Annotated in this window: 12 protein-coding genes; 4 read left to right on the top strand and 8 right to left on the bottom strand. The window is 30.2% G+C overall.

Annotated features, from left to right (window positions below; genetic code table 11):
• The 8 genes from ACVC2P_RS19390 to ACVC2P_RS19355 form a co-directional block, all read right to left on the bottom strand.
• A partial coding sequence (locus ACVC2P_RS19390) for a PepSY domain-containing protein (RefSeq protein WP_452600097.1) occupies positions 1–399 on the bottom strand: 399 nt, incomplete at its 3' end.
• A complete protein-coding gene (locus ACVC2P_RS19385; RefSeq protein ID WP_452600096.1) occupies positions 399–701 on the bottom strand; it encodes a hypothetical protein in 303 nt (100 codons plus the stop codon). The genes ACVC2P_RS19385 and ACVC2P_RS19390, both read right to left, overlap by 1 nt.
• Positions 702–704: 3 nt before the next feature.
• Complete coding sequence (locus ACVC2P_RS19380; protein WP_452600095.1) at positions 705–1,034, bottom strand: hypothetical protein; 330 nt, start codon at positions 1,032–1,034, stop codon at positions 705–707.
• 101 nt (positions 1,035–1,135) lie between these two features.
• Entirely contained in the window at positions 1,136–3,649 is a 2,514-nt protein-coding gene (locus ACVC2P_RS19375; RefSeq protein WP_452600094.1) for a TonB-dependent receptor domain-containing protein, read from the bottom strand.
• A 154-nt stretch (positions 3,650–3,803) separates the two neighbouring features.
• A complete protein-coding gene (locus ACVC2P_RS19370) occupies positions 3,804–5,552 on the bottom strand; it encodes an FG-GAP-like repeat-containing protein (RefSeq protein ID WP_452600093.1) in 1,749 nt (582 codons plus the stop codon).
• Between the two features lie 66 nt (positions 5,553–5,618).
• Positions 5,619–6,860 (bottom strand): T9SS type A sorting domain-containing protein, encoded by a 1,242-nt coding sequence (locus ACVC2P_RS19365; RefSeq protein WP_452600092.1) that lies wholly within the window; start codon positions 6,858–6,860, stop codon positions 5,619–5,621.
• A 30-nt stretch (positions 6,861–6,890) separates the two neighbouring features.
• The gene (locus ACVC2P_RS19360; protein ID WP_452600091.1) at positions 6,891–8,294 is read right to left on the bottom strand and encodes an HmuY family protein; all 1,404 of its coding nucleotides are present in this window, start codon (positions 8,292–8,294) and stop codon (positions 6,891–6,893) included.
• A gap of 4 nt (positions 8,295–8,298) precedes the next feature.
• Complete coding sequence (locus ACVC2P_RS19355) at positions 8,299–10,446, bottom strand: TonB-dependent receptor plug domain-containing protein (protein ID WP_452600090.1); 2,148 nt, start codon at positions 10,444–10,446, stop codon at positions 8,299–8,301.
• Positions 10,447–10,549: 103 nt separating this feature from the next.
• On the opposite strand from ACVC2P_RS19355, the gene ACVC2P_RS19350 reads away from it, so the two are divergent.
• From ACVC2P_RS19350 to ACVC2P_RS19335, 4 genes are all read left to right on the top strand, one after another.
• On the top strand, positions 10,550–11,452 hold the full coding sequence (locus ACVC2P_RS19350; protein WP_452600089.1) for a DUF6607 family protein: 903 nt from the start codon (positions 10,550–10,552) through the stop codon (positions 11,450–11,452).
• Positions 11,453–11,459: 7 nt separating this feature from the next.
• Positions 11,460–12,959 carry an ankyrin repeat domain-containing protein gene (locus ACVC2P_RS19345; RefSeq protein WP_452600088.1) on the top strand — a complete coding sequence of 500 codons (1,500 nt, stop codon included), beginning with the start codon at positions 11,460–11,462 and terminating at the stop codon, positions 12,957–12,959.
• Positions 12,960–13,052: 93 nt separating this feature from the next.
• Positions 13,053–13,541, top strand: coding sequence for a DUF2271 domain-containing protein (locus tag ACVC2P_RS19340; protein ID WP_452600087.1), 489 nt, complete (start codon positions 13,053–13,055; stop codon positions 13,539–13,541).
• A 12-nt stretch (positions 13,542–13,553) separates the two neighbouring features.
• Positions 13,554–14,850, top strand: a 1,297-nt coding sequence (locus ACVC2P_RS19335) for a PepSY domain-containing protein (protein ID WP_452600086.1), incomplete at its 3' end; no start/stop codon positions are given.

Raw genomic sequence — 14,850 nt, 5'->3', positions numbered from 1 at the left:
GTATAAGAACTCTCCTAAGCTATAATACTCTGAGTATGTTTTAATGTCTAAAGTATTGGTATCTACTTCAAAAAAATGTGTTTTGTCATTTTTTTCTAGCGCTAAAGAATCTTTACTAACGTCTAAAAAAACTGTTAATTTATCTTTATGCTTTCCAAAATTAATTTGTATATCTCTCCCAGTTAAATTATATACTGTATCTATTTTTCTTATAACAGTATCAAAATCGATATCTTTTCTTGATGTATAACTTACTGAAGTACCTTCTTCCCATATTGCAATTTCTTCTTTAAATAAAGAAAAGGCTCCTGCAAAAAAGATTATATATAAAGCAACGCTAATTATAATACCACTAACGGTATGTGTATTAAAAAACACATTATAGTTTCTATTATTCATTATACAAAAGGATTATTTTTATTCCCTAAATAATACAAACCAAATAGTATTACAATGAGTATTATATATAGCAACCATGCTTTCCATCCATTTTTAAACAGAAAAGGAATAATTAAACACACACACCACACAATAAATAATGTAAAAATAGAGCTTATTAAAATGTTTTTGGAACTTGGTAACCATAAGGGTAAACACATATGAAGTAATGCGCTAATTATGTAACCGCCTATAACTCCAGAAGAAATTTTGGCAAACTGATGCCAAGGTGATTTATTTAAATATTTAGGATTTGCTGGCATAACTTAAAATATATATTCAATAATTAGTATTAATAAAAAAAATACAGTTAAGTGTGTATATTTAATTATTTTTAAAGGAGCAATTGTTATTACTAACCCCATAAATAACATTAATAAAAAAAGCCAAAATAAAACTCCAGAGCTATAACCAAATTTTAAAACAGCCAATACTAATGCTAGTAAAAACAGTATTATACTTATTATTTTTGCTTGTTTATAATATGTTTTACTCCACGACTCTATAATAGATTTTGAGTGCTGCATATTTTGTTTTGAAGCATTATAAGCTATATAACTTCCTATAAAGACTATAATTATTAATAGAGTGATCATTATTTTTTAACTGTACCTATATTGTTAATAGCAAAAACAACAACTCTAAATATAACATTTAGAGTTGTTGAGAATGGACTAACTTAATTAACTAACAAAAACTAAAATTTATACATTATTGTCCCTAAAACAGATCGTTTTGCTTGTGGATTTATAGTACTCCAGCCTTTATAATACTGTTTATTAGATAGGTTGTTTCCTTTTACTCCTATTCTAAAATCTTTATGATTATAATATAAAGCAGCATTAAAAATAGTATAACTTGGTAATTCGAATCTTCCAGAAACTACATTATCCATTGTATAGTATTTTGAAGCTCCATCAAAACCTACTCCAATACCAAAACCTTTTAATGCTGTATTATCATTAAATTTATAGTCTGCCCAAAAATTATAAATCGTTTTAGGTCCTGCTTCTTCTGGTCTTGTTCCTGCAATAGATGCAAATTGTGTCTCAGTAATTTCACTATCATTAATTGATAAAGACCCTCTAATGTTTAACCCACTTACTGGGTTGGCATTAACTTCTAACTCAAAACCCTTACTGGTAATTTCATCGATAATTATAGACGATAATGGACTTGTTGGGTCTAATGTATTTCTATCGTTTACAATAATATTGTAATAACTCAACCCAATACTTAATCTATTATTAAATAAATTTGTTTTAGTACCAAATTCAAATTGTCTTGCTTTTTGTGGGTCGAAAGCTTGAACTACAACTTCTCCATTAATGGTTGCTAATTGAGGGTCTACATTTATAAACCCTGTTTGGTAGTTAGAAAATACAGACCACTTATCTTTTATAGGTTGGTATACTAAACCAAATTTTGGAGAGAATACAGTTTTATTATAATCATCTTCAGGAATATTTTTATTTCCTTCTTGATCAAAATGGTCTAGTCTTAAACCAAACATTGCAGAAAATGTAGGCGAAAAATTAATTACATCTGATACATACGCGGCATAAGTTTGCGATCTAGTTTTGATATCATTTGCTGGAACTTGTTCAAAAATAGGATCTAAAATAGATTGATTTATTGGGTATTCTGTTTCAACAGTAGTTGGTGTAAAAAAGACATCGTCTACAGCTGTTCCATCTGGTAGGAAAAAACCATAAATAACAGGTAAGCCTGTTAAAGGGTTTATTGCTCTATTTCTATTAGTTGTTGTTTTACTAACATAATCTAAACCAGCAACCATTCTATTTCTTACATTACCTATTTTAAAATCTCCTGTAAAGTTTTGTTGTATATTAAAAGTAGCTGCATTTGCATCTCTTTTATCTATTATTCTAGTTAATACATCTTGTTGTAAAAACTGTTGTATAAATTGATTTTGATCAACTTCTTGTTGTGTTTGCGGATTTGGGTTTAAAAAGAATACGGCTGCTCCTTCTAATAAATACTGGTAATACCCTTTACTTTCTGTATGGCTACTAGCTATAATGGTTTGCGAATTCCAATTATCAGATATTTTATAATCTGCTATTGCTCTTGTACTAAATGTTGGATTTTCTAAAAACACATCGTTATCTGTAAAAGATTTTGATGGGTCTATTCCAAAATCATCTACATTATTTGTTGGCATTGGATAGCCTCTACGAACAAATAACATTGCTGGGTTGGTTTGTTTTGTTTTTGAATATTCTATTCCTACAGATAGGTTTAACCTGTTATTAACTCTATACGATAATGATGGCGCTACAAAAAATGTTTTTTTAAACCCTTCATCTTGAAAACTATCTTGTGTTAAATACGAAGCATTTAATCTAAAATATAAATCGTCTTTATTTCCTAAAGGCGTATTAATATCGGCAGATACTCTATGGGTATTAAATGATCCTCCTGTATAAGAAACACTCCCTCCAAAGCCTTCATAAGGTTTTTTCGTTACAATATTTATTAACCCTCCAAGAGATGTTACCGTACTACCAAACAATGTTGCAGAGGGCCCTTTTAATACTTCTATACGTTCTATGTAAGAAGGGTCTATTGCACTAAATGTGTAACCTGGTACTCCATCTACTAATCCTGGTTGTGCAGAGAAACCTCTAATAGAGTAATACCCAGTTCCATCACCAGAACGTCCTGTAGCTTCCCATCGTTTATCTACACCTGTGGCATTTTTTAATGCATCATCAAAATTTGTTACTACTTGAGATTCTAATAACTCAGAAGTAACTGTGCTATATACCTGAGAGTTTTCTAAATCTTTTAAAGGTAATTTAGAAACATAAGCTGTTTTTTTTCTTGAAAATTTATTTTTTCTCTCTCCTACAAGAACTACTTCTGTTAATATTTCATTTCCTTCATACACGACAATAGTTCCTATATTTTTAGTTTCATTACTTGTTATTGTAAAAGGTATTTCTTTTGTTTTAAACCCTAAATAAGATATAACAAGTGTGTTATCTCCATTTGCTACATTTGTTATTTCAAATAAGCCGTTTTCATCTGTTTGTATACCTTGAGTTGTATTTTTAATATATACATTAACTCCTGGTAAATTTGTTTGAGTATTATCTGTTACTGTTCCTGTTACCTTTCCATTTTGGGAAAAAGACAAAGAGCTTATTAAAGTTATTACTATAAAATTTAATAATTGATTTTTCATTTAAAATTTGTTTACAATCTATAATACAGCAACCATAGTAGAGTATTCTTACTATAACTAAAGCATTATGTTGGTTTAGGGAATTTGTTTTTTATTATTTTTTAATGAAGCTATTTTAATATGATTTTGTTCATCATACTACTTTTATTATTGATTATTTTAAAATTACCTTTTTGGTCATGGTTTGATTTCCTGAATTAAATTGTAACAAGTAGATTCCACTTGTTAAAGCAGATAAATCAATTTCTTTATAAGTATTAGAATGTTCTTTATATGTTTTTTGATATACTTTCTGTCCTATTGCAGAGTATATTACTACCTCAACAGTGTTAGAACTCAATACTGCAATATTATAATCTATATGTATTATTTTATCTATTGAAGATGGATTAGGGTAAACATTAAAAGTAATTGGCGTTTCAAATTCATCTATTCCTAAAGTTTGATTTGATGTCGCATCAGACATAACAAATGCAGTATCAATAGCTCTCACTGACCAATAATAATTATTTGCAGTTAAATTATTTATTGTCCAAGAAGTACCATAAACTTTATAAGATGCTATTTCTGCCCCATTCTCTGTTGTACCAACAGTTAATAAATAATGTAATCCGTTACTTGGCGTATAATCATCTGTAGCATTATCCCATGAAAATGTTATTGAGTCATTAGTATTTATAGTACTTACTAGATTGGTAGGCGCATTAGGTTTTTCGTTTTCTATTGTTGTATTATTTTTATGCAAAATAGTTTGAGATGCATAGTTGGCATCATCAAAAAAACCAGAGATAAGTAAATCTAAATCTTTATCATTATCATAATCTGCCCAAAATAAACTAGCACTGCCTCCTAAATTTATTAAACCTTCATTGACTATTGAAAATGTATTGTTGTTATTTTTATACAAATGTGTAATGTCGTTATAATCTTCGTCTGTACCAGAAATAACTAAATCTAAATCTCCATCATTATCGTAGTCTCCCCATGCTACAGGATTAGTACCACTAGAGTTATCAATGCCATTTAATGTTACTAATTCTGAAAAACTACCAGAAACATTAGTATATATTTTTGCAGCATAATCGTCATTAGTATCGTCACCCATTACAGCAAAATCTATGTCTCCGTCATTATCGTAATCTCCTAGAGTAAACCACCCTAGATACATCCCTGGTAAATTTTGCCCTTCAGTAAATACAGTATTATTATTAATAAAGGTTTTTAATATATATAAATCATTTTCATCTGTCCCCATTATTAAAATATCTAAATCGCCATCTGTATCAAAATCTCCAAATTGTGCATTACCGTTTTGTACTGCAGGTAACACAATATTAGCATCTGTAAAGGTTCCAGATTCATTGTTATATATTCTAGACATTTTAGAAGCTCCAGAATTAGCTTGATATGCTCCTGTAACTAATAAATCTAGATCTCCATCATTGTCATAATCTCCATAATCTAATGAACTATATATTGTCCCATCTAACTGCTGTTTTACAGTAAAGTTTCCATTTACATTTTCATAGATTGTAAAGTAATAACTTGTAATGTCTGTGTAATTTTGTCCAGAGGTAATTAAATCTAAATCGCTATCGTTATCTATATCTAAAAATTTAACGAATCCTAAATGCAACCCATAAATGTTTGGGGTATTTATACTTGTTAGAGTTCCGTTATTATTGTTATATATTTTTATACTACTTATATCTGCCGAATAGTCTCCAGAAGTATCTACACCTCCAGAAATAACTAAATCTTTATCTCCATCATTATCATAATCTGCCCAATCTATCGATGGGTAAAAAAAGTTATCAATACTGGTATTCTCTTGTAAAAATGTTTGTCCATAAACACTATTTATTATTATAGTAAATAGAAGGAACTGCATATATCTTTTCATTGTACACTTTTAATGTGATCGTTAAAAAAAGGTAGTCAATACTACCTTTTTTTATTGTTCTAAAAATTATTTTAGTATTACTTTTTTAGTTGTGGTATATTCTCCTGAGTTAAATTGTAAAATATAAATACCACTAGACAAACTAGATAAGTCTAAGGTTTTATTATAAAACCCCGATCTATTTTTTAGGGTTTCTTGAAATACCTTTTGTCCTGTTGTAGAATAAATTGCAACTTCATTTTTATTTCCACTAAGTTTATTTACATCGTAGATTAAGTTTATCTTTTTGTCTACTGATGGGTTTGGATAAATTCCGAAAGAGATACCTTCTGCAACTTCTTCTACACTTAAAGTATTAGTAACGTTTTCAAATTTAAATGTTAAATCTCCTGAAGCGCTTCCTGAAAAAGATGTGAAATATATTCTATAAATTGTATCATCTGCATACTTTATATAAAATGCTTTATCAGAATCTACAGTAAAACCTGCTCCAGAAAACGATTTCCAATCGTAACCTATAGTATTTATAGCTGTAGAATACGTTAATGTTGGATTAGCTGGCATTCCTCCTGGCTCATCATTTTCTGCAACTTCTACCAAATCATTATGTAACACTCCTGTTACTAAATATTGAGTGTTTGGTGCTACTTCTGTAAAATATCTTGTAAACTTTATATCCCAATTTGCAATTGCTGGTTCTGCAACTACTTCGGTGTTATCTTGTAATGAGTAATAGTTGTATTTATTGTTTGGATTACTGGTATTGGCTACTGTAGCTGTTACATCTGCACTCCAAGAACTTCCATCCCAATTGCTATATTTAAAATTATATGCACCTTGGTAAGATTCGTTTATAAATTTTTTATAACTACCATCGGCATATTTTAATACAAATATTACTGTACCTTCTACTGTATGTGTTACAATATTATATTCTCCCCAACCATAGGTTGCAGATCCTTTAGAAAAAGCACCATCATTCCATACTGTATCACTATTGTATAATTTTGTCCATGAAGATTCATTAGCGACATCTATAGTATTCCAGTCATTAATATTATTAGAGGCTTCAAAAACTTCAATGCCTTTACCTCCATTTACACGAATAGCTTGAGCAAAGTTACTGGTTCGTAAAAATGCTATATCCCAAGAGTTAGCTGCAAATACTGTTTCTGTTTGTGTACTTAGTTTATAATAAACTTGATTAGAATATCCAGCTCCCATACTTGTATTTACAGTTGTTTCTTGTGCGTTAATAATAACTGCACTAAATAGTAAGGCGAATAAAAAATGTAATTTTGTGTTCATTTTAATTTATTTAATAATTTATTTAATAATTTATTGTAATAGTTTATATTCAAATTCAGGGTAACCACGCTCTCCATTACTATTAGTTAATCCTAAAAATTTTAGTTTGTATATATTATTGTTTGAGTCTTTTATAATATAGAATCGGTCTGTATTTACAGCTCCTGTAAATACACTTCTCCAACTACTTCCTATAGTAGTTTGGTCTTGAGAAAAATTAGAGTTTATAACATCTTGCAGTGTAAAATCATTATAAGCAAAAGCAGTTGTATCTACTTTATAGGCTACAGCTCCACCTTTTCTATTATGAAAAACAAAGTCTGAAAAGCCATAACTACCAGCACCTGGTAATACACTTGTAAACACACTAAAACAGAGATCCCATTTTTCTTTTTGTGGCTCTACATCTACCAGCGTATTAGTATTAAAGCTAAAGTGTTTAAAATTATGGCTAGCGTTTTTAGATATTGTAATTTCTTGATGAGACGTATCATTTAAATTAGCATATTGTAAAATATAGTCTTCACCACTTTTTAGTATCCTAATTTTTTTCCAACCTCTAGCATCTCCTGCTATGGCAACACTTCCAACATTTGGAGTTACTGTACCTACTTCGTAACCAAGATTTAAAAGGTATACTGGGTTTTCACTATCTGTATCTGATATTTCATTTATAGCTGTTTCTAAAATATTTCCATTTGGTGCATCTACATACGCTGCATTTGAAGGATTAAAAGTTCCAATGGCTACTTGAGGCTGTATACTTGCCACATCTGCTTCTGTTATAGCATCTATATTAGTCTCGACTAATGCTTTAGTAGCCATATAAATAGACCCGTTTATGGTTACTCTAAATTCATCTCCATTGTAAAAGCCTAAATCCCAAGAATCTCTTTGTACTAACGTTGTACTTTCGCTACTTAAATCTACATATACTTGATTGCCTTCATTTGGTCCACCTACTTCGGCATTTATACTACCTCCTAATGCTGCAGATGCATTAATTAAAAAATTAGAGTTTCCTTGAATATTAGAATTCCCATAATCTATTGTGGTAATAGCAAACTCAATTTCTGTAGTTTCATCTAATGCTGTATTTAACTTATTAAAAGCAATAGTATTTTGTACCTCGCCATTAACTATTGGTAATGTTATAACATTATTAATGGCTGCTGGTAATGTAGAAAAATCTATACCATAAATAGCATTTTCTGGGCTAATTTGAATGGTTACACTTCCATTTTGAACAGCTGTTTCAGAATATACTAATGTAATAGTTTCTTCATTCTCTATTTCCATTAAATTTTTCGATAAACTTGAGAAAGCTACAACAAAAGGATCGCTTTCCAAACTATCATCTTTACTACAACCACTTACTACCAATACAGAAATGCATAGTATTAAAGTTGTAAATTTTAAGTATGAAATTTTCATGTTTTTATATATTTAAATTGTAAGCTAATTTTAAAAAATACGAACGGCCATAGCCCAAGAGTAGGTTTGTTGGTGGCCCGTTATGAGCCCCTCCAGAAAAGGCTGTTGTATTTACAGAAGTAACATCTAGTAGGTTTCTTACACCAAATGTTGCTTCAATTTTTTTATCTAAAAATGATTTTTTTACTGTGGCATCAAGCCAACTATAACCTTCTGTAGTCCCTTTTTGAAACTCTTGATTTCCTTCTGCATTTGTTCTTTCTACAAATTGGTGTTGTTGACCTATATATTTAAAATAAAGTGCAAATGCTGTGTTCCAATCTGGAACAACATAATTGATGTTGGTATTTAACTGAAAGTTGTATAAAAAATCGTCTTTAGCACTAGTGTTACTATCTAGAATTTTAGAGATCCCTAGTAAAGAAACTCCTAGATTAACCTTAAACCTATTATAGGCTATTGTATTTTCGGTAAATACTCCAAAAGACTTATAACTATCTATATTGTTATATTTAAATGCTAATGGTGATTGTTCTACAACTATAAGTTCTATCCTATCGTTAATAGCTATGTACGAAGTACTTATTTTATGTTTTATGCGTATTTTCTCATTAAATAAGGTATACTTTTTCTTTACATGTATAAATGCAGATAAACCTGTTTCTGGATTTAAATTAGGGTTTCCTTGTACATTATGGTTTACATCTACAAAATAGGTAAACAACTCATCGTAATTTGGTGTTCTGTTTGCAGAACCAACAATAGCTCTTAACTCTAAATCGTTTTTAAATGCGTATTTAGAGCTTAATGAAAATACATATTGGTTATCGAAAAGATTTGTAAACGATACGCGTGCTCCTGGTCTTAGCGAAAATTGATTATTTATATTTATTTCAGACGAAGCAAATACATCGTAATTATTTAGTTTCTGTTCAACTAAATTCTCATCTGGATCTATTGTAATGGCTAACGGAGATCCAAAACCTTTTTCGTTAGTAAGTTCATAACCTGCTTGTAAATTAAAAGTTGCAGTTTGTATTATATTACTAAAGGTTCCTCTAGAAAATAATGCTGTTCTAGACAGGTATTCTCCTTCTTGCTTATTTAATTTCTCGTCCCTTCTTATACGGTAAGTGTAGGTTTCTAAATCTTTTTTTTGCTCTTGGTAAGACCAGGATATATTATAATTTATTTTATTAGCTATAAGCCCATTACTGTTTAAATGATGTATGTATCTATTATTTCTATATATTTCATCTAGGGCTAAGGGATCGCTAGTTGCTGTTGCAGAATTCTCGTTTAAATCTACTGTACTGTTGTATTTATTTATACGCTCATTAAAAAAATCGAACTTATAAAATATATTAAACTTCTTTTTTTTATAATCTAAAAGTAACTTAGCATTGTGCTGTGCTTTTGGTAACCATAAGTGCCCTCTAAGTCCATCGTTTCTATCGTAAGCCTCTCCTTGCCTATTATTCCAAAACCCTCCAAAGTCGTTTCTTGTATAAGCTATGTTTCCAAAAAGATTATCTGTAATATTATGGCCAATTTTAACAGATTGTATGTGCCTTCCTTTGTCAAACCACTCATATTCGCTACCTACGGTTTCTTCTTGAGCATAGATTGTTAACGCGGTTTTACTGCGAGACGATTTTTTTGTAATAATATTAATAACTCCAGATACTGCATTAGCTCCATATTGCACCCCCATAGCGCCTTCTACAATTTCTATTTGCTGTATATCGTCTAAGTTTATTAATGTTAAATCAACATTATTTCCAACACCTTCTTCATTAATTACTGGTACATTGTCTATTAGTATTTTAAAATACTGGGCATCTAAACCAAATAAACTTACGCCAGATTTACCTGTAGATGTATTTGGTGTTACATTTATATTTAACGATTGGTTTAAAAGGTCTGCTAAGTTATTTGTGGCGCGTTGCTCTATTTCTCTTCTATTTATAACCTTTACTTCAAAAACAGATTTTTTTACAGATTGCGCATTGTATTGCCCAGTAACTACAACTTCATTAAGGGCTTCAACGTTTGTAGAATCTTTTTCAACCTTATTACGCTCTTGAGCAAAAAGGTTTGTTATTAAAAAAAGTGAAAAATAAATCGTTAAATATTTTTTATTTAGAATCATTCTTAATTAAATTTGCTGCAAACATATATCTTATTTTTATTCAATCTAAATAAGAATAGTAAAAAATTTAATTTTTTTTAACACATACAAATAATCTTACAAAATGAAAAAATCAACTACATTCATCATTTGCTTTATAGTATTTCTAGGTACTATAAATGCACAAAGCAAGAAAAAACAAGACCGCCAAGCTATTAAAGAAATGTGTGGTTGTTTTGAAGTTACGTTTAACTTTGCCGAGACTTTTAAGTATAGTAAAGACTCTCTTTATAAAGCATCAAAAACTAAAACAGATAAAGCTTTAGAATGGGCACAATTGGTTGAAGACGGTAAAAACAAAATATCTATTCAACATTTATTACAAGTAGGCCCACCTACAAAACCTTACATTGTAAAACACTGGAGACAAGATTGGTTATACCAAAACACAGATTTTTACATGTTTAATGGCAACAATACCTGGAACTATGTTAGCAAACCCAAAGCAGATGTAAAAGGACAATGGACTCAAAAAGTATATCAGGTAGACGATAGCCCGCGTTACGAAGGTTCTTCTACATGGGTACATGTAGATGGTAAGAGTTATTGGGAAAACACAACAGATGCCCCATTACCTAGAAGAGAATACACCAAAAGAAGTGATTACAATGTAACAGTTAGAGGTAACAGACAAGAAATTACAAAAAATGGTTGGGTACACGATCAAGATAACGATAAGGTGTTAAGAGAATCTGGTAAAACCGATGTATTAATTGCTAAAGAAAAAGGCTTTAACACTTATGTAAAAGTAGATGATAGTAAATGTAAAGCTGCTGCCGATTGGTGGAAAAAAAATGAAGAAAAATGGGCTATAGTTCGTAAAAAATGGGATGTAGTTTACGGTAATAACAAAACATTGTCTTTAAAAGCTAAGGTAGATAATAAAGCTTTATATAAACATCTATTTGCAGATGAAATGACTAAAGAAGATGAAATAGCAGACGTTATAGAATCTTTTGTAAAATAATGAACTTATGAAATCTATTAAACTAACCTTTAGTCTGTTGTTATTATTAACAATAGCTATGGGTAATGCTCAAGATTCTAATATTTTTTTAGATAGAGCCTACTGGAAAACAAACCCATCTATAAAATCTATAGAGCAAAACATTACAGAAGGTCATGATATTTCGGCTTTAAGTTCCTCATACTTTGATGCTGTTTCATGGGCTTTAATAGAACAAGTAGATAATAGAACTATTAAGTATTTGCTTAGTAAAAAGGGTAACGATGTTAATAAGAAAACTCACGATGGTAGAACTTACGTATTCTGGGCGGCTTACAAAAACAACTTAGAAATGATGCAGTACCTTATAAATAAGGGGGCAAAAATGAATGTTATAGATAGTCATGGCTATTCTGTTCTAAATTTTGCTGCGGTAACAGGACAACTAAACCCAAAACTATACGATTTATCTATAGCAAACGGCTCTAACCCCGTAACAGAAACCAATCATGATGGTGCTAATGCCTTATTACTGGTAGCTCCATTTTTAAAAAACGAGACATTAATTGACTACTTCACCTCTAAAGGCGTCTCTATAAATAGTACAGATGCAAACGGAAATGGGTTGTTTAATTATGCCACAAAAAACGGGAATATAGAACTATTAAAAACACTAGTTAACAAAGGTGTAGAAACTAATGTAATAACAAAAAATGGCGGTAATGCAATGATTTTTGCTAGTCAAGGCACAAGAAGACACACCAATTCTTTAGAAGTCTTTAAATATTTAGAGTCTATTGGGGTTACGCCAAACATTACAACAAATAGTGGTACCACGCCATTACATGCCTTAGCTTATAAATGTAAAGACTTAAAAGTGTTCGATTATTTTATATCTAAAGGTGTTGCAATAAATCAAGCAGATAAAGAGGGAAATACAGCACTATTAAATGCTGCATATAATAATGATTTAGCAGTAATAAAACACTTACTAAAATTAACAGACAATATAAATGTAGCTAATAATGAAGGGAAAACGGCATTAACGAATGCCATATATCGAAATACAGTTGATGTCGTTGACCTTCTTATTAAAAACGGTGCAGATATTACAGTTAAAGACAAAAACGGTAACACCTTGGCTTACTATTTACTAAAAGCATATAGGAGTAAATCTCCTGAAATATTTAATAAAAAGTTAGCCTTATTAACTAAAAACGGGTTAAATATAAAAGCAACTCAGGCTAATGGTAATACACTGTTTCATGTCGCATTAGACAATAGTAATTTAAATTTATTAAAACGTGTGCATGACTTAGGTATAGACGTAAACCAGAAAAACGATGAAGGGATTTCGCCATTACACATTGCTGCTATGAAAGCTAAAGACCAATCTATTTTAAAATATTTAATAAGCATTGGTGCAGATAAAACTATTAAAACAGATTTTAATGAGTCTGTATACGATTTAGCTAAAGAAAACGAGCTTTTACAGCTTAATACTATTAATATAGAGTTTTTAAAATAGAGTTTTAAAACACTATAACACATATTAGTGCCAACTGTAATGCTCATGTTAACTATAATAAATCAAAAAAAAATAACAATACTATTTAAGCAAATGAAAAAAATGCACTTATTTAAAACGCTCCCATTCCTTATATTCTCTTTTATAATATTTTCAAGTTTTATCACTAAAGCGACTTCATATAAATGTATGATACAAATGACTAATTATGCTGGCGAAGGTGCCTATATAGCCATTTCATTATTAAATCCTGAAGGAACGTATGAAAAAACCCTGTATGTACAAGGGGATGATGACGAATGGTATTATGATATTACAGAATGGTGGAAATTTCAAGGAAAAACAAGAACAGATATTGATGCAATTACTGGTGCTACTTTAAGCGGTGGAGAGCGTGTAATTAGTATAATCTCTATAGATGACGATAAAATAGATAAAGGTTATAAAATACGTTTTGAGACTGCCGTAGAAGATCAAGAATATTATAAAGATGATGTGGAGTTTGAATTAACTTCTGAAACTATAAAAAGTAAAATTGAAGGTAACGGCTTTATACGCTATGTACGCATGATGCCACAATAATTGTTATAAAAAATGACCATTTCAATATGGAGGTATAGCCACTTAGCCTTGGCTATATCTTCTTTCATATTCATAGCATTAGCCTCTATTACTGGTATTATTTTAGCTGTAGAACCTATTTCTAATCAGTTAAAACCCTATGTCATAGACAATAGCAAACAAATAACTTTAGCCGAAACAATTACTGCTTTAGAGCAACATTATGATGAGGTTATTATGTTAACCGTAGATGCTAATGGTTTTGTATCTGCATCTGTTGTTACTAAAAAAGGAGAAAGCAAAACCTTTTATATAAACCCTAGAACTGGAGAAAAAATAAGTTCTATTATAGAAAAGACACCCCTTTTTAAGTTTGCCACCAACTTACATAGGTCTTTATTTTTAAAGTCTACTGGGCGTTTTATTATAGGAATAATAGCATTAGTGTTGTTATTAATGGCAATTACTGGCGTCTTGTTAATTGCAAAAAGACAAGGGGGCATACAACGGTTTTTTTCAAAAACCATTAAAGAGAATTTTGAGCAATATTATCATATTGTAATAGGTAAATATACGCTTATCCCTATTATAATTATTACGTTAACGGGGATTTACCTGTCTTTAGAAAAATTTTCGGTAATACCAAAACATAAAACAACACATACTATTAATACTGCATCTCTCACAGCATCTCCTAAAATAAATACTACAGATTTTGCTCTTTTTAAAACAATTACATTAAATACAGTAAAATCTGTAGAGTTTCCCTTTTCTAAAGATGTCGAAGACCTTTTCTTAATTAAATTATTAAACCGTGAACTATTAGTAAATCAATACACTGGGCAAATAATAAGCGAGAAAAAGAACACGTTAATGGCAACATTATCGAGATGGAGTTTTATATTACATACAGGGCAAGGCAATATATTATGGTCTGTTATTTTATTAATAACCTGTATTGCTATTTTATTTTTTATTTATTCGGGTTTTGCAATGACTTTAAAACGCAAAAAGAAAAGCCCCTTACCCCATAATCGTTACAGTAAAGACAACGCAGAGTTTATTATACTTGTAGGCTCAGAAACTGGAAGCACTTTTAATTTTGCCACCACTTTTTATAACGCCTTAATTGCTAACGAAAAAACGGCTTACATATCAGAATTAAACCATTATAGTACTTACAAAAAAGCAAAGCATTTAATTATTTTTACTGCAACCTATGGTGATGGCGAAGCCCCAAGTAATGCCAAGCATTTTAAAAAACTAGTGCATAATACACCTGTAGAAAACACACTTAATTATTCGGTAGTTGGGTTTGGCTCTCTTGTAT

It is taken from the genome of Pontimicrobium sp. MEBiC01747, from assembly GCF_053601635.1.
This window is presented reverse-complemented; position numbering and strand designations above follow the sequence as displayed.